Here is a 15,858-nt window from a genome sequence, read left to right as displayed (position 1 = left end):
TGCCACCGCGACCACCGTGGTGACCCGGATCGCCCGCTCCGCCCGCTCCCCGCGGGACTGCCCCCGCCGCACCAGCTGACCGTCGTCCACACCGAATCTCCCCACCACGTGAATGCCGTGTCCGGGCGCATCCTCAACTGGACCCGGTCGGGTGACCGCAGGCCACGGCCGGTCCGAAGCATCCGCATCCGGCCTGATGCTGACGGTGAGAGCATCGGCCTGATCGCAGGTCTCGTCCCGCCACCATGCGTGGTCACCTGGCCCAGCCCACCGAACCCGACCAACCGAACCCAGCCCACCGAACCCAGCCGGGCCCGGTTCAGCCCAGGGAACGTCCCGTGGCCGGGGACATCCTGGACCCTCGGCGAGGACCTGGCCGAGGGCACCGAGTGCAGGCATGGCCGGCCGCCCACCGCGCGGGGTCAGGGCATGAGCGGCCAGAGTCCGTAGTTGCTTCAGGGCGCCGATGCGCGTTCAACGGACGATGGACCGGAGTCAGGGTGGACGCGTGGGTCAGGATCTCCAAGTGCGAGAGATCATCCGGGACCAGGCGGATGCGCGCAGGCCCATCTTGCCTGGTCAGCGCCCTAAAGGGATGAATAATGATGGATCCGACCACCCTTTTGGGCCGGTGCGGGGTGGCGGGACATCGCGATGGGTGCGGCGGAGTACACGGACACCGACAGCTCGGCGAAGAGGGCACACGGACCGGCCCGCCCGGCCGCCCACGCCGCTCGGCGAACGCCATCCCCGCGGGTACGTCGCCCCCGGCTATGCAACCGATCCGTTGGCGGTATGAGGATGGAAGGTCCGTAGATCGCCGGGAACGTCGCGGCGGTCGGGTGCGGTGACAGCGCCGAGAGTGTCGGGGAGGGCGTGCCTGCCCGTCATTACGGAGTCCGCCTTCGCGGTCTCCGATGGCGGGATGGTTAGTATGCTGCCTGTAGGTGACAGCGGTCCGGTCACCGGCGAGGCCGGCACCGCCGCGTCGTCCTCTGGTGCGGCTTCTCCCGGAATTGTCGGGTCATCGTCAGCCGTGTGGGACAGAATCAACCGGACGGCCAGGCGGACCGTCTCCTCCGCGGGGAGCCCGGCCGGCAGCAGATCGAGCATCTGCTGGATGAGCTGGGTGGCCTCGTTATCGTTGAGGGCTGCCGGGGACGCGAAATGCCGGTGTCCGTTGGCGTTGTCAAACCAGAGACGCCGGGAGCCGGGCATCCGCAACACGTGAATGGGGCCGTTCATGCGTGCAACCTGATGACGGTGAGCAGGTATTGATAGTCTGGGGCCCCGCGCTTGGTGGACATGTCTCCCGGGAGGGTCGACACCGAATCCACGGGGGCCGCGCCCACGAGCGAAAAGTCGCAGTCGGTCCCTGCCGCACTGATTGACCTGGATTTCCCACGCATGTTTGTGTCCTTTCAGGCGTGTATGCGGGAGGCAGGATCATCGACCCGGCCGCCGGTTCAGACCTTGGAATGTGGCTGATATCGATGTAGGTACCGGGAGCTGCGCGGGCCGAAGCGGCGCGGCGATGTCGATTCCAGCTTGTGCGGCTTCCCGGACCGCACCGATCCGGGAGAGGGATCGGTGCCGGAAGTGGATTGGTGTGGTGCCCGGCGGGCGGGACCGCCCGTGCGAGGGGTGGCCGGCCTGGTAGCAGGAGCTCTGGGGCGTCACGCATGATGCCCGTCCTGGACCAGGGGGCGCCGTGTGCGGCCGGGTCGTTTCCACCGCGCCGGGGTGGGGCATCCGTGGGGGATACGGTCCCGCCGCGTCCCATTTCGTCTGGCGCCGAACGGTGGTATCACCGGAGCAGGGTGGACGCTGACCGGACCGGTTTTGCGGCTGCCATGAGGAGCGGGCCGCCCGCCGGCGTCGCCCAGGCACGTACCAGCCCATGGGTAGCCGGGATGACAGCCAGACAGACGATCTCCTAAGCACACCATGCCCCCTCACCTGAGGTTGGCGCCAGCACCAGGAGGGAGGACCGTGCCCCGGTAGCTAGCTGTGATACAGCAGTCCTACTATCATCGCTGATTGTATTCAAGTATTGACGCTAGGTAGTCATGCGCGTTTCGCTGGCCCCTGACGGCCAGCGACACGGCCGTCGCATATGGCCCATGTCCGACACGGTGCTCCGGACAGGGCAGCTCGTGCTGAGCAGGGACAGCCGGTGGTTCTCACCGCCAGCCCTGTCTCACCGCCGAACGCGACAGACTGTCCGGCACCGCGAACTACCGGCTTCACTTTCCCGCTTTCCCGCCGATGGGCTTCCATCAGCGGGCCCAGGCGGATTCTGGTCCGTCACGCTGTACGGCGAGGACGTAGCTGTTCAGCTGGGGTCACGGGTTGTGGCTGCCTGTTCGCTGGATCTTGTTCTGTGATCGCTCTGGCGGTTGCGTGACGGTGGGCCATGATCGCTAGTTTTTGGGTGTGGCGTCCAGCGACCGACCGACGTACGACGAGCTCGTGCGCCTGCTCGCGGACCGGGACGCGACGATCGCCTCGCAGGCCGCGCTGATCGCCGAGCAGGCCGAGCAGCTCGCGCGGGCCACCGGGCTGATCGAGCAGCTGGCTGGGCGGGTCGCCGAATTGGAACGCCAGGCGGGCAAGGACAGCTCGACATCGTCGAAGCCACCGTCGTCGGACAGCCCGTACGCGAAAAAGGCACCGAAACGAAGGCGTCGCGATTGAGGGCCGACCGCGTAGGGGTCGCCCAGCTGGGCAGCGACATCCGCACCCAGATCGAAGGATTCACTGGCCCCGTCTGAAGGTGGTCCTCAGCTGAGGCCGCGAGCCCGTAGCGAGGGCGTTCGCGGTAGGCCGACCGATTGGGCCTGTGTGCCCCGATCCGCAAGTGGGACACAGGACTGGCCGGTCAGGGATCGACCTGGCAGTCGAGCTGGATCCTCAGCGGAACAATCTGTGTGCTTCGCAGCCGGGCCTTGCGGTCGGGTAGGCGTAGAGAACGCTGCTGCGTTCCGCAGGGCAGCGCGCCGTGGCTGCCGCGCTCGGGGCGCCGGGCCAGTCACCAGTGGACGGGCGAAGCGTGTCAACTGACCCGGCCGACGTAGTACGTGCTGGAGTAGATGGGTTGCAGGTTGATGGTGCGCCCCGACTGCGGCGCGGCCCACATGTAGCCGTTGCCGGCGTAGATCCCCATATGGGTGATGTTGCCCGGCGTTCCGAAGAAGATCAGGTCTCCGGGCTGCTTGCCGGATTTTGGTATCCGGATCGTGGCCTGGAACTGTTGCTGGGCGGTACGTGGCAGATTCCGGCCGAGCTGCCGGTAGACGTACTGGGCGTAGCCCGAGCAGTCGAAGGCGTAGGGTCCCGCCGCCCCCCAGACGTAGGGTTTTCCCTTTTGCAGCGAGGCGAGGTAGACGGCTTTCGCGCCGATCCCGCTCGCGGGTACTTCGGTCACCACCGATGGTGTGCCCGCGATCGAGGTTGCCCCGCCGGCGTCGGCGGAGGCTGACTGCGGGCTCGAAGCGGTGACGGTGACCGTGGTCGCGTCGGCGAGCGAGGGGCGCAATGCGTCGGAGCCGTCGAACACGGCGGTGAGGGTGGTGGTCGACAGCAGCCGGGCGGAGATGTATGCCTCACCCGCGCCGTTGGTCCGCAGCCGGGCGGTGGTGGTCCACTTCGGGCCGTCGACCACGGCGATCCGCACCGTCTCCCCGGCGAGCGGCGTTCGTCCGTCCGCGGCGACCACGCGCACGGTGAAGATCACGGGTGCGTTCGGGTTGATCGCGGGGTGATCGGGAGTGATGGACAAGGCGGTGAAGCCGGACGCCGGCGTCAGATCCGCGATCGCGCCGGCGAGGGGCGCAGCCTGGAGATGCGGGGCGGGTGGGCGCGAGCCGGTGACCAGGTCAGCCGTGGTGACCGGCATGGTGGGCACGGCCGGAACGTTGTCGGAGGTGGCCAGGGCGAACCCGGTGGACGCGGCGGCGAATCCGCCGGTGGTCATCATCGCGACGGTGGCGGCCCGGCGCTGCGCTGGCGTGAGCCGCATCCCCCGCCGACTGAACCGACCGGCCTGACGCAGAGGGCTGAGTTCCCGTGCAAGTGTGCTGTCCTGCGCTGGATGGCCGCTCCTCGCGGTTCGATCCACTGAAAATCCTTCCTTCGCCCCATCTGGCCCTAGCTACTATGTCATGTAGCAGATCGGGTGAGAATGGGCGGCTCGGGACGAGGCGGTCTCGGGGCGGGTGGCGCATCGAGCGCCCCCCGAGCGCCGGCCGTGAGGTTGTGGGGTCGGTCGATGCCCCTCGCCGAGGCGGTATCGCCAGGTGCCAGAGACTGAGAGCGCATTGGCGCGGCGGTCGTGCAGGCGATGCGGATTGCGCTTTCTGGTGCGGGCTCGGGCGTCGGCGTAGCGGATCGCTGCCGTGCGGGTGGGATGGGACGTGCGGACGGGAGAGGAACGGGCGTGGTGGAACAGCTCGGTGATCTGGAGGCCGAGATCATGGATCGGGTGTGGTCGGCCCGGGAGCCGGTGGCCGTGCGGGACGTCCGGGGGCTGCTCGACCGGCCGCTGGCCTACACGACGGTGATGACCGTGATGGACCGGCTGTACCGCAAGGGCTGGCTGACCCGGGAGCGGTCGGGGAGGTCGTATCTCTATCAGCCGGCGCTGAGCCGCAGCGCGTACACGGCCCGGATGATGAGCGAGGTGCTCTCGGGGGCCGAGGACCGGGGCCTGGCGCTGCTGCACTTCGTCGAGACCATGAACCCGGCGGAGTACGAGACGTTGCGCGGCGCCGTGCAGTGGCACGAGAGCCAGCGGACGCCGGGCAGTGAGAGGACGCCGCCGGCGTGATTTCCACCGGGCTGATCGCCTACGCCCTGCTCGTCACGGTCGGACTCCCGCGCCCGCTGTCCGCGGCCTCGTGGACGTCCCGCGCGCCCCGGCTGGCGATCAGCATGTGGCTCGCCGCGGCGGCATCCGCCGTCGCTACCGTGATCCTCGCGCCGCTCCTGCTGGTCGTGCCCGTTCACGCTCTCGGTGATCTGCTTGTCCTGCTGGTGCAGTGGTGCGACTGGGCGGACCATCAGCTGCCCGTACCCACCTGGACAGTGCCGCAGGCGGTGGGCGCCGCCGGCGTCCTCGGCGTGGCGCTGCGGCTCGGGTACGCCATCGTAGCCGTCACTGTCCTGCAGCGCCGGGTGCGGCGCCGCCACCGCCGCGAGATCCGCCTCGTCGGCCGCTTCCACCCGGCGCTGGACGTCTTCGTCCTCGACCACCCCCAACCCAGCGCGTTCTGCCTGCCGGGAAGGGACGCCACCGTCGTCCTGACCGCGGGAGCGCTGCACGCCCTGCCGCCCGGCGAGCTCCACGCGGTGATCGCCCACGAGCGGACCCATCTGCGCGGCCGGCACCACCTCATCCTGACCGGCGCCGCGATCCTCGACCGCGCGTTCGGGCCCGTCCCCCTCTTCGAGGACATGCCCGGCGAGCTGCGGCGGCTCGTCGAACTCGCCGCCGACGACGGCGCGACCCGCCACTGCCCCCGGCACACCGTCGCCCACGCCGTCCTGCGTCTCGCCGCCCCACCCGTGTCCGCCCTGGGCATGGGAAGCACCGCGGTCCGCCAACGGGTCCTGCGCCTGCTCACCGCGCGGGAGCCGCTTGGCGGCCCCGCCGTCGCGGCGCGGGCGCTGCTGATCGCCGCGCTGCTCCTCACACCACTCGCGGCCGTCACCATGCCCGCCCTGAGCGACCTCGGCTACCACTGCCTCTGAGATCCCGACGGTCTCCGAACCAGGCTCGGTGGGTCGACGCTCCGCGCCCGTCTGGTGGCGAGATGATCCCTCCTGGGGAGAGCGGGCCGGCTGGCCGTCCCGGCACGAGGTGGTCACCCCTCCCGCCCGTCGACCCCGGCCTACTTCTGTCTACTATGCCGTGTAGTGGTAGTTTGTCTCCGCCTAGCAGCATCGGACCGCACGCCGAGTCCTGTCCCCGGTCCGGTGCCCCCTCCACGCGCGGCCGGGACAGGAGCGGGGGAACCACGTTCCTCCGGGCGTCCTGCCTCGGCAGGCGTCCTTGGGGTGAAGCCAGCTGCCTTGATGTGCTGGCCGGGCTCCCCGCCCGAACCCGACAGCTCACCTCGTAGGCGCCCGGGAAAGGGCTCATGTGTATTCGGCCGAGATCTACTCCTCCGAAGACCAACCCGCAGGATCAGGGCGGGGACGACACCGCGCCTCCGCGTCTGCCCGTTCGCTGCTCGCACGGACCTCGGCCCGGGCGACGGTCGCCGCGATCACGACGGGCACCATGGCGATCTCAGGCATCGCCCTGGCCAGTACCCACGGGGACTCCTCTGGTGATCCGGAAACCGGGGAGACGAGGATCGCCGCCGCGGGCGCACTCGGCGCCGCGGTGGGAAGCAGGACCACCATCCCCGCGGCCCCGGCGGCGCTGGTGCCGCGCCAGGCCACTCCGTCCACCACGACCGTACGCGCGTCGGCCACAGTCGCCCCCGTCGTCGCCGACATGACGGTCGGCGCCGAGGAGCCGATCGATGTCGGATTCCGGCTGACTGACGGCACCGGCAGGGCGGTGGCCAACCAGGACATCCTCGTGCAGGCACAGTTCCCGACGGGATGGACGACGTTCAAGATTCTCCGGACAGATGGGCGCGGCTACGCCGGCTATACCGCGAGGGTCCTGACCACCACGTCCGTCAGGGCCCTGTTCACCGGGAACGACTCGTTCGGGGCCGCGACATACGGACCAGCGATCGTCCGGGTTCGCCCCGAACCGCAGCCGGCCGCGGCGTCGACCTCACCAACGCGTACGTCCGGAGGCGCAACGCGAACCTCGGTTGCCCTGCCCCAGCCCGAGCCCGAGCCCGCATCTGCCGGAGCCGTCACCGGGGCGACGAGTATCGGGGAGAAGGCAGTCTATCTGGCGTCGCTGCAGGCCGGTAAACCATACGTGTGGGGTGCGACCGGGCCCAGCAGCTTCGACTGCTCCGGTCTGGTGCAGTACATCTACCGGCAACTTGGCAAGACACTTCCCCGCACCACCGATCAGCAGTACGCAGCGACCACCCGCATCGCCCAGGGATCCGAACAGCCCGGGGATCTTATTTTCTTCGGTGCACCCGGCGGCATTTATCATGAAGGAATCTATGCGGGCGGAGGGAAGATGTGGGTGGCACCGAAGTCCGGCGACGTGGTGAAACTTGAGAAAATCTGGACGTCGTCCTACTCCGTAGGCCGCGTCCACCAGTAACACGGCCGGACGCCGCGTGGAGTTCACCGCCCTGTTTATGATCGTGATCGTCTGACAACTCGCCGGAATTCCGGTCGGTGACGTGAGACGGCCACCGCGTGATCCTCACGAGAAGCTGCACAGCAGCGTGTCGAGGGGGAATCGCGGTGGCCGTGCCACGGCCCACCCGTGCACCGTGACGTGAGGCGCTTCTTCTTCCTCACCGATCGCCGAATCGGGGGCGCTGACGCCGCACACGATCGGCAGACAGGTACTGATCCACCTCCCGCATCATTCGGCGTCGGCGTCGGCGTCGGCGTCGAGGTCGGTAGTCGGCACGGCCGTCGGGTTGGCCTGGTCCGCCTGCGGCTTGCGGGCCACCAGCCGTTTGACGATTCCGCGCTTGCACCGTTCGCGCCGTTCGAGCTGAAAGCCGGCCGCTTCGACCTGCACCAGCGGCCGACTCAGGAGGTGTTCGCCACCGACCCGGACTGTGATCGTTTCGAGGAGGCGCGGCGCGGCCGGACATCCCAGCTGGCACCGGCGGAAGGCCGCTGAGCGAACTCTACTTCAGCCAAGACGACCACTATCCATTCGGCCCGCTCACCATCCTACCGGGCAGGCTGTGCGCGACGGGCGGCCACCCGCAGCAGGTCCGCCGACTCGCGCTGATGGCTGTCCCTTTCCGGTGGCATCGATGGCCTGTCTACCACTTTCAGGAAAAGTAGTTATATTGGTAATCGGCGCCGGTGGCGAAGGTGCACAGGTGCCTACGTTTTCCATGCATTGGACGAGCTCCGGGGAGGCTATCCACGTCTAGACTACCTCTTCTGAGGCGGCGACAACTGTGGCCTTTGCGGTCAGGCCGGGCCCGGTGGCCTGACAGTGCTAGCCGTTCTCTCTCGGTGAGATAGCCTTACGCTGTGATGGCCAGTCGCGACAGGATGCTGGGATGGCGAACCGCCACGGCTCTTGTCCTGCTCGCGGCGCTCGCGAGCATGCTACTCTCGGCGTCGCTGTGCGGGTCTGCGGAGCACTCGGAGCGCGGCTTTGAGGCGCTGGGCGGCGCCAGCCTCGTGAGCGTGGGAGAACACCATCATGCTTCATCCGCGGTGGGCACAGAGAGCCATCATGATGGCGGATTTCATTGCCCCGACCGGATCGCCGATCTGGTTCTCTTGGGCGCCACGGGTTTGATCCCCGCTGTGGGTTCGGTGTTCGCGTTGACTGCAGCCGCCTTCCTGCTGTCCGCCCTGGTCTTGTTCGTTTCAGGCCGTCCCCGCGCCCGACTCCAGACGGTTGCTCCTGACCGCCTCCCGTGCCAGCTGGCACAGCTGTGTGTGCTGCGGACCTGATACTCGCCTCGCTTTGAGTGCGAACGTCTGATCGCCCCTCCGTGCTGTGACCCGCGTGGTCGCCGCCGCCGAAGTTGAGCAGGTGGCCTGCCGACCCCGCGCCGGCTCCTCGTCGCAGCCCTCTGACGGGGGCGCGAAAATGTGGACCGCGACCGACGAATGCGTTCGGTATTCCATCATCTCGCGATGGTCTTACTTGTGAAGGATATCCGCTATGCGGAAAACCGTTGTTGCACGTATCCCCCCGATCCCGGGTCAGTCGCTTGGTACGCCGCCGATGGCGGACTCCCCAGCGAGCGTGGTCGGCGACACGCCAGTTCTTTGGATTCCCGACGTCTGTTTCGGTAGCGCTGGCGGGTTCTGGGCGAATTTGGAGGGCCACAATCCGGGTGGTATTAAGGACCGGCCTGCCCTGCACATGGTGGCTTGTGCCCGAGAACGCGGTGAACTCGCTCCTGGCCGCGCGGTAGTCGAGTCGACCAGCGGCACGCTGGGGCTCGGCTTGGCCCTGGCAGGAATCGTCTACGGCCACCCGATCATCCTGGTGACCGATCCGGGCCTGGAACCGCTCATGCACCGCCTGCTGACCGCCTACGGCACTCGACTAGAGATCGTCGACCGGCCTCATCCGACCGGGGGCTGGCAGCAGGCCCGGCGGGACCGGGTCCAGGCACTGCTCGGCGAGCATTCCGGCGCGTACTGCCCAGACCAGTACCACAACCCGGACAACGTGGCGGCCTATGAAGGCCTGGCACGAGAGGTGGCACAGCAGGTCGGCTGGGTGGACGTGCTGGTGTGCAGCGTCGGCACGGGAGGTCACAGCGCCGGGGTGTCGCGCGTGTTGCGCGAGATGTTTCCGGATCTGCGCCTCGTGGGAGTCGACACGATCAGTTCAACGATCTTCGGGCAGCCAGACGGACCGCGGCTCATGCGGGGTCTTGGGAGCAGTATCTTTCCGCGTAACGTCGCCTATCAGGAGTTCAGCGAGGTCCACTGGTTGGCGCCCGGCGAGGCGGCGTGGGCATGCCGGCGGCTGGCGGCAGCACGATTCGCCAGTGGTGGATGGAGCGTCGGAGCGGTCGCCCTGGTGGCCTCCTGGTTGGCGCGGCGCGAACCGAACGACACCCGCATCGTGGCAATCTTTCCCGACGGTCCACAGCGATATTGGAGCACCGTCTACGACGACGGATTCTGTGCCGAACACGGACTGTTGGGTGTGGTGCCCGCCCAAGATCCCGACCATCTTGAGCATCCGTCCGAACGGGCTGTTGACCGGTGGACCCGGTGCGCGAGGGCGAGGTGCGACTCAAGCTCTATCTGTGCCTGGCCCTGCTTGCCACCCGCGATCCGTACGACATCTGCGGCGTCCACCCCTGGTCGTGGGCCAGGGCCCTGGGACTGAGCGATCCAGACAAGGCCGGTACCCGTCGGATCAACGATGCTCTGGACTGGCTGCGGGCCGCGCGCCTCATCGAGCTGGAACGCCACTCCGATGGCAAGCCGACCGTGACGCTCCTAAGCCCGGCTGGCGACGGCGGCCGGTACCGCGACCGGAGCGGACCGGCCTTTGGCAACCGCTACGTGAGCCTGCCAGTCGGGTTCTGGATATGGGAGTGGATCACCACCCTGTCTGCTACAGGTGTGGCGCTCCTGCTCGTCCTTCTGGATCTCCAGGGCGGGTATGACGAGGACGACCCGCCGTGGATTAGTGGACACGACAAGAACCGCTATGGCCTGTCGGCGGCAACCTGGACCCGGGCCACGACGGAGCTGACGGATGCCGGCCTCCTGACGGTGCGCCGCGAGTGGCGCGGCCACGACTTCGATCGGCCGAAGTTGCGCAACACCTTTTGGATCGACGAGGAGCGGCTGGATCATCCGCTGGGCGAGCTCCTCACTCCGGACGAGGAGGACGCACTCCTGCCCCCGGAACTCGCGGCCTACCTTCGTAATGCAAGGCTGGCACAGGCGGACCGTCAGGCCGCCAGGTCTGCGTTCCGCACCCCGAGGCGGAAGCGTATGGCCTCCGGGGCGCGTCGGTAGCCCTACCGCGTCCCGGAGCCTGTCAATCCCGAGACAGCCGGGCAGGTCCTCGGCGGCCAGCCCGGGTAGGTGACCGGCGCCGGGTCGATGTTGCGATGACCTGCGCCGGTCAGGTAGGCGCGGACCAGCCGGCGGGCGACCGAGCCAGGCAGGGTGGCCGACAGCAGGACGACCGGGACGTCGAGGGCTCCGAGCCAGGTCAGCAGCCGGGCGAGGAGCATCTGCATGTAGGCGTCGTAGGCGTGGACCTCGTCGACGACCAGCACCTTGCCGGCAAGGCCGAGCATCCACCGGTCCCGCTCGCCGTGGCCGAAGGGCCTTCGGGGCTGAGCAGTGCCACGCTCGAGGAATGACGGAAGATAGCGGACATAACCGCCATTCGCCGTGGCGCGGAAAAACAGCGCATTCCCCAATTGCGCGAACGCCGGCCGAGACCGCCGCTAATCTGGCAGCGCACGACGGCGGAGCCCCCCATGCTCACGGAGAGGAAGCCTTGTGTCCTTCCGGCGAATGATCCGCGAGACGGTCGAGAACGGCATCAACACCCTCGAGGAGCTGCAGGCATCGCTGCGCACCGCGATCGCCCTGGAATTCTCGACCATTCCCCCGTACCTGTGCGCTCAGTGGTCCATCGTCGACGGCACGGATCGCGACAGTGTCGGCAGCATCATCGGCGGTGTGGCGGCGCAGGAGATGCTTCATTTCGGTCTCGTCTGTAACATGTACACCGCCACCGGCGGCTCGCTCAAGGGCGAGATCGCGACGCCGGAGCTGGTTCCCGCCTATCCGATCACCGGTCTGCCCGGCGGCGTGCACCCCGGCCTTGTCGTCACGCTGGCTCCCCTCGGCGCGGGTGCGCTGCGGACGTTCATGTCCATCGAGTACCCGGAGTCGGGTCCGGTGGTGCCGCAGCCGCCGACGCCACCGCCCCCGCTGGCGCCCACCGCGCCAGCGATCGGGCAGTTCTACGAGGCGATCGCCGCCGGCTTCACCGCCGTGTTTCCCACCGGCTCGCTCCCGCGGGATCCGTCCCCGAACCAGGTTGTCACCACTGTCGACGCCGACGGGCTTTTCGCCGTCAACGCGGTCGCAGATGCACTGCGCGCCGTCAGCGAAATCACCACGCAGGGCGAGGGCAGCAGCACGTCACCGGACGATGGAGCGTTCGATCCCGGCAGCTTCGCGCATTACTACTCGTTCGCCGAGATCTACTATGGGAGAAAACTCGTCCCCGTGGGCGCCGGATTCGCATATTCGGGCGACGCGATCGCGCTGCCGGACGCCCACGCCTTCGCGCCGGACCCCGCCCACGACCCGGACCAGCAGGCGTTCATCGACGAGTTCACGACCGTGATGAACGAGCTGGAAGCATGCTGGACCAGCGGTTCGTCGATCGACGCCGCCATCGGCCGGATGTTCACCCTGAAGCAGGCCGGCCTCACCCTGATCACGACCGGCACCACTCCCCCCTTCACCCTGCCCGCGAACGGCGACCCGATGGGTGCCTGACGCAGCAGGCCGCCGCGTCCGACGTCCCCCGGTCGCCCCATGCCTGGGCACGGCTGCCGCCTCGGCACGGTGGCGGCACGTCCGGCTCACGACCTCGAGACGGTGCCAGGTGAGTCGTGCCTGCCGGGGCGCACGCCGGCGCAAGGTGGGAGGACATGACGCGACGACCTACACGATGCACCTCAGCGTAACCGCCACGGCGATCCGCCCGGCGACCACACGAGGACCGTCATCACCTTCAACGCGAGCCGCTACCTGGACGGCGCCCCGGTCGACCTGAGCGTCAGCGGACTTCCGGCCGGGGTCACCGCGACCTTCGCTGTCTCACCCAATGATCGATAGGCCTTCCCCCGGAGGCGATCGGACACCTGTACCCCTACCGACTACAAGCGCTCTTGACCGGGACACCACCACGTGGATTATCGTGGCCATGGCGGATCGGCTGATCTACCTCGTCACTGGACCCGACCACACCGGCCACCCGGCCGACCCTCCACCTCCGCGGAGATCCGCCACCTGATCCTCCGCCTCGCCGAGGAGAACCCCCCGCTCGCAGGCTCTGCCCATGACGGCCCGGACCGACTCCGGTGTCAGCGGCCGGTAGGGCCGCCGGACCGTCACGAACACCGACCGCGACTCGCACGTCGGCCGCCCCTGCTCCAGCCAGGCGGCGAGTGCCTCCCCTGCCGGGGCCGGTAGCGGGAGCCGCTCGGTCCGGCTGCCCTTACCGGTGACAGCGATCTCGCCGGCCCGCCAGTCGATGTCGCCGAGCCGCAGCCCGGCGGCCTCGGCGCCCCGCAGGCCGAGCCGGGCCGGCAGCGACAGGACCGCGTAGTCCCGCAGACCCACTGCCGTGTCCCGGTCACAGCCGGCCAACAGCCGCTCGACCTCCGCGGCCTTCAGGCCGCGGGGCAGAGCCGACATCCGCCACGACGCGACCGCGGGAACCGCCCCCGCCAACGGGACCGCCGTCCGCCCCGTCGCGTGCGCGAACCGCAGGAACGCCCGCAGCGACGTCACCATCGCCTTCGCCGACCACCTGTTGCGGTCCCGCGTCCAAGCCACCATGAACGCGGTCGCCGTGCCCGCGTCCAGACCGCTGGCCGCGCCCGCCCCGCCGATCCCGGACTGTGGGGTGTCAGAACGCGGCCACCGGCCTTGACCTGGGGTTTTAGGCGGCTCGTTCGTATTCGTTGATCAGGCCACCGAGGACGGGTCGGCGCTTGATCCGTTCCTTGGTCAGGTCTGCGACAGGGTGGTCGGGCCGTGGTGGTTGAAGGCCACAACCGCGGTGGGGTCGTCGTCCGTTGTAGTGCTGTGCGTACTCGGCCAGAACGGTGCGCAGGTGCCGCTCGCCGAAGATCAGCATCCGGTCGGTGACCTCGGTCCGGACCGTGCGGACGAACCGTTCCGCGTAGGCGTTCGCTCGCGGAGCCCGGGGCGGGATCTTGATCGCGGTGATGCCGGCGTCGGCGAGGACCGCGTCGAACGACGCGGTGAACTGGCCGGCCCGGTCACGGACCAGGAACTGGAAGTCGGCAGTCCGGTCACTGAGGTCCATGAGGAGGTTCCGGGCTTGTTGGGTGGTCCACGGTCCGTCGGGGTGGGCGGTGACCCCGAGGATGTGGACGGTGCGGGAGCCGACCTCGATGACGAAGAAGCAGTACAGACGCCGTAGTGTCACCGCGCAGTCCACGTGGAAGAAGTCCACGGCCAGCATCGTCGACGCCTGCGTGCGCAGGAACTGTCGCCACGTCGTGTCGGTCTGCCGTTGCGGAGCCGGGGGCAGCCCGAGGGACGTCAGGACCCGGCGGATCGTGGAGGCGCTGACCCGGTGACCGAGCTTGAGGGGCTCGCCCCGGATCCGCGGGTAGCCCCACGTCGTGTTCTCGGTCGCGAGCCGCTCGATGAGGGTCACGATCTCCGTGCCGACCGGTGGCCGACCCATCCGCCGCGAGGAGGTCCATTTCCGTGTGATCAGACGGCGGTGCCACCGAAGGACGGTCCCCGGGGTGACCAGCCGGTGCGCTCGCAGCGCTCTGGGCAGGAGTCGGATCAGTGCGGCGAGCACCGCCCGGTCCGCCCAGTCCCACCGCGGCTTGGGCTGGGTACGGCGCAGCACCGCGACCTCATGCCGCAGCACCAGCAGCTCGATGTCCTTGGACGCCGACGAACGGCCGAGGAGAACCAACCAGCCACACACCCGCACGAAGATCAGATAGAGCAGGCGTACGAACATGACTGACCATCATGCCGGCTGCCGCACCGTCGCATCACCCCAGCTCACGGGCCCAAGCCGACTTCTGACACCCCACAGGTGTTGGCAACGGCGTTGCAGGAGGAGATGACCGAGCACCTCGGGCATGAGAAGGACCGGGCGGCGGCGGAGCGGAATTCGGCGAACGTACTGTCACTCGCAGCTCGCGCAGCTGCCGGTGGTTGGGCGAAGCGAGGTACTCGTGAACGCCGCCGAGTTCGACAAGCTCCAGCCCCGGCAACACCGTGACGAGCTCATGCAGGGCGCACCGCAGCTCCACCCGAGCCAGCGGCGCTCCAATACAGGTGTGCGGCCCGTTGCCGTAGACGAGATGCCGGCGCACGTTCTCTCGCGAGGGCCGGTACTCGTCCGGCTCCTGGAATTTCGCCGGATCGAGGTCGGCGGCACGAGAGACAGCGTGCACTTTTTCGCCCGGGCGCAACAGCACACCGCCGATCCGCACAGGTCTCGTGACGGTGCGGACTGCGGCGAAAGAGACGCCTTCGAGCCGCAGGCACTCCTCGATCGCCGGCTCGACTCCGGTCGGATCGGTCACCAGGTCGGCCCAGGCTCCCGATGTGGACAGTAGTCGCAGCGTAACCGCCGCCACGGCCGAGGCCGTCGTATGCAGGCCGCCCACGATCACGTTCGCGACGATGTCGACGATTTCCCGGTGGCTCAGCTCGTACTGCCCCTCCGTCACGCCACGGAGAACGTCCGAGATCAGGTTGTCGCCGGGTTCGCGTTCGTATCGCTGCACCAGCGCGGTGACATACGAGTCGTAGGCGCGCAGGTTTCGGGCGCAGGCGAGCTGCTCCTCGCGGGTCAACCGGTACCGGTAGAGGCTGAACCAGTCGCCCACCCACTGGGTGACCAGCTCGAGGTCGTCGCCCGGAAGCCCGATCAGCTCTCCCATCACCGGCCCGGCGAGCGGGCTGGCGAAGCTCGTCTTGAGGTCGACCCCGCGCGGCCCGGCGGCGCGTATCGACTCCCTCATTCGGAGTGCCAACGACCGCGCCGAGGCGGTGGCGACTCCTTCGAGTCGGGCGACGGCCCGCGGCGTGAGCCCCCGCGCGACCGCCGAGCGTAGCCGTGTGTGGCGGGGAGCATCCGTGTTCGCCAGGAAGTTTCGGAGGCCCGCTCGATCCTCACCCACCTCCGCGATGACATCGGGCTCCAGCTGCAGGCGCGAGGTCATGCTTCCCACGCTGGTGAAGTTCCGCCGGTCCCGAAGCACCTCGGTCACGTCGGCCGCGCGGCTGACGACCCAGGCACCGAGCGCGTCGCTGAAGTAGACCGGGCTCGCCGTCCTGAGGCTGTGCAGGGCCGGCGCCGGGTCCGCAAGGAAAGCCGGGCAACGGGACTCGAACTGCGTCTTGGCATCGCCAAGCGCTATGCGATCCATGTCCACTCCAGGTCAGCGCCACCAGAAGATCGTCATCCGCTTTCAGGACGCCGAACGCCACGGT

General features: G+C 68.6%; 14 protein-coding genes, 1 pseudogene and 1 riboswitch. Of the genes and pseudogenes, 8 read left to right on the top strand and 7 right to left on the bottom strand.

The features are described 5' to 3' along the window. Positions 1-771: 771 nt before the first annotated feature. Complete coding sequence (locus C1A33_RS00520) at positions 772-1,245, bottom strand: hypothetical protein (protein ID WP_101829548.1); 474 nt, start codon at positions 1,243-1,245, stop codon at positions 772-774. Between the two features lie 1,227 nt (positions 1,246-2,472). On the opposite strand from C1A33_RS00520, the pseudogene C1A33_RS00515 reads away from it, so the two are divergent. After that, positions 2,473-2,685 (top strand): annotated as a pseudogene (locus C1A33_RS00515) (DUF6444 domain-containing protein); the annotation flags it as partial. Positions 2,686-3,055: 370 nt separating this feature from the next. Here C1A33_RS00515 and C1A33_RS00510 read toward each other — a convergent pair. Beyond that, positions 3,056-4,021, bottom strand: coding sequence for a C40 family peptidase (locus tag C1A33_RS00510; protein ID WP_101829546.1), 966 nt, complete (start codon positions 4,019-4,021; stop codon positions 3,056-3,058). 417 nt (positions 4,022-4,438) lie between these two features. On the opposite strand from C1A33_RS00510, the gene C1A33_RS00505 reads away from it, so the two are divergent. The 3 genes from C1A33_RS00505 (at position 4,439) to C1A33_RS00495 (ending at position 7,246) form a co-directional block, all read left to right on the top strand. After that, complete coding sequence (locus C1A33_RS00505) at positions 4,439-4,828, top strand: BlaI/MecI/CopY family transcriptional regulator (protein ID WP_480014300.1); 390 nt, start codon at positions 4,439-4,441, stop codon at positions 4,826-4,828. Then, positions 4,825-5,751 (top strand): M56 family metallopeptidase, encoded by a 927-nt coding sequence (locus tag C1A33_RS00500; protein ID WP_101829545.1) that lies wholly within the window; start codon positions 4,825-4,827, stop codon positions 5,749-5,751. Before C1A33_RS00505 ends, C1A33_RS00500 begins: the two co-directional genes overlap by 4 nt. Positions 5,752-5,983: 232 nt before the next feature. After that, positions 5,984-6,140: riboswitch (cyclic di-AMP (ydaO/yuaA leader) on the top strand. A gap of 143 nt (positions 6,141-6,283) precedes the next feature. Next, entirely contained in the window at positions 6,284-7,246 is a 963-nt protein-coding gene (locus C1A33_RS00495; RefSeq protein ID WP_101829544.1) for a C40 family peptidase, read from the top strand. A 270-nt stretch (positions 7,247-7,516) separates the two neighbouring features. On the opposite strand, the gene C1A33_RS34465 is transcribed toward C1A33_RS00495, so the two are convergent. Next, positions 7,517-7,678 (bottom strand): hypothetical protein, encoded by a 162-nt coding sequence (locus C1A33_RS34465; RefSeq protein WP_165818168.1) that lies wholly within the window; start codon positions 7,676-7,678, stop codon positions 7,517-7,519. A gap of 473 nt (positions 7,679-8,151) precedes the next feature. Between C1A33_RS34465 and C1A33_RS00485 the strand changes: the two genes are divergently transcribed. The 3 genes from C1A33_RS00485 (at position 8,152) to C1A33_RS00475 (ending at position 10,623) form a co-directional block, all read left to right on the top strand. Next, positions 8,152-8,580 carry a hypothetical protein gene (locus tag C1A33_RS00485; RefSeq protein ID WP_133150524.1) on the top strand — a complete coding sequence of 143 codons (429 nt, stop codon included), beginning with the start codon at positions 8,152-8,154 and terminating at the stop codon, positions 8,578-8,580. Between the two features lie 214 nt (positions 8,581-8,794). Beyond that, positions 8,795-9,982: a PLP-dependent cysteine synthase family protein gene (locus tag C1A33_RS00480; RefSeq protein ID WP_101829541.1), complete on the top strand. Its 1,188-nt coding sequence runs from the start codon at positions 8,795-8,797 to the stop codon at positions 9,980-9,982. Continuing rightward, a complete protein-coding gene (locus tag C1A33_RS00475; protein WP_133150523.1) occupies positions 9,880-10,623 on the top strand; it encodes a hypothetical protein in 744 nt (247 codons plus the stop codon). Before C1A33_RS00480 ends, C1A33_RS00475 begins: the two co-directional genes overlap by 103 nt. A 2-nt stretch (positions 10,624-10,625) precedes the next feature. Here C1A33_RS00475 and C1A33_RS00470 read toward each other — a convergent pair whose 3' ends face one another. Then, entirely contained in the window at positions 10,626-10,910 is a 285-nt protein-coding gene (locus C1A33_RS00470; RefSeq protein ID WP_207770087.1) for a hypothetical protein, read from the bottom strand. Positions 10,911-11,118: 208 nt separating this feature from the next. On the opposite strand from C1A33_RS00470, the gene C1A33_RS00465 reads away from it, so the two are divergent. Beyond that, positions 11,119-12,132, top strand: a complete 1,014-nt coding sequence (locus C1A33_RS00465) for a ferritin-like domain-containing protein (protein ID WP_133150522.1) — start codon at positions 11,119-11,121, stop codon at positions 12,130-12,132. Positions 12,133-12,579: 447 nt separating this feature from the next. Here C1A33_RS00465 and C1A33_RS00455 read toward each other — a convergent pair whose 3' ends face one another. From C1A33_RS00455 to C1A33_RS00445, 3 genes are all read right to left on the bottom strand, one after another. Then, positions 12,580-13,200, bottom strand: coding sequence for a tyrosine-type recombinase/integrase (locus tag C1A33_RS00455; RefSeq protein WP_243407034.1), 621 nt, complete (start codon positions 13,198-13,200; stop codon positions 12,580-12,582). A 103-nt stretch (positions 13,201-13,303) separates the two neighbouring features. Continuing rightward, positions 13,304-14,371, bottom strand: coding sequence for an integrase core domain-containing protein (locus tag C1A33_RS00450; RefSeq protein WP_101829538.1), 1,068 nt, complete (start codon positions 14,369-14,371; stop codon positions 13,304-13,306). A 34-nt stretch (positions 14,372-14,405) separates the two neighbouring features. After that, positions 14,406-15,794, bottom strand: coding sequence for a cytochrome P450 (locus tag C1A33_RS00445; protein ID WP_243407042.1), 1,389 nt, complete (start codon positions 15,792-15,794; stop codon positions 14,406-14,408). Between the last annotated feature and the right edge of the window lie 64 nt (positions 15,795-15,858).

This window comes from Frankia canadensis, assembly GCF_900197875.1.
GTDB lineage: Bacteria > Actinomycetota > Actinomycetes > Frankiales > Frankiaceae > Frankia > Frankia canadensis.
The sequence above is the reverse complement of the archived record's forward strand: the minus strand, read 5'-3'. Positions and strand labels throughout refer to the sequence as shown.

Bases quoted from the DNA above. Each gene is read 5' to 3' on its own strand.
- C1A33_RS00520 (WP_101829548.1), bottom strand. From the start codon at position 1,245: ATGAACGGCCCCATTCACGTGTTGCGGATGCCCGGCTCCCGGCGTCTC.
- C1A33_RS00510 (WP_101829546.1), bottom strand. From the start codon at position 4,021: ATGCGGCTCACGCCAGCGCAGCGCCGGGCCGCCACCGTCGCGATGATG.
- C1A33_RS00495 (WP_101829544.1), top strand. From the start codon at position 6,284: ATGGCGATCTCAGGCATCGCCCTGGCCAGTACCCACGGGGACTCCTCT.
- C1A33_RS00485 (WP_133150524.1), top strand. From the start codon at position 8,152: ATGGCCAGTCGCGACAGGATGCTGGGATGGCGAACCGCCACGGCTCTT.
- C1A33_RS00480 (WP_101829541.1), top strand. From the start codon at position 8,795: ATGCGGAAAACCGTTGTTGCACGTATCCCCCCGATCCCGGGTCAGTCG.
- C1A33_RS00470 (WP_207770087.1), bottom strand. From the start codon at position 10,910: ATGCTCGGCCTTGCCGGCAAGGTGCTGGTCGTCGACGAGGTCCACGCC.
- C1A33_RS00455 (WP_243407034.1), bottom strand. From the start codon at position 13,200: ATGGTGGCTTGGACGCGGGACCGCAACAGGTGGTCGGCGAAGGCGATG.
- C1A33_RS00450 (WP_101829538.1), bottom strand. From the start codon at position 14,371: ATGTTCGTACGCCTGCTCTATCTGATCTTCGTGCGGGTGTGTGGCTGG.
- C1A33_RS00445 (WP_243407042.1), bottom strand. From the start codon at position 15,794: ATGGATCGCATAGCGCTTGGCGATGCCAAGACGCAGTTCGAGTCCCGT.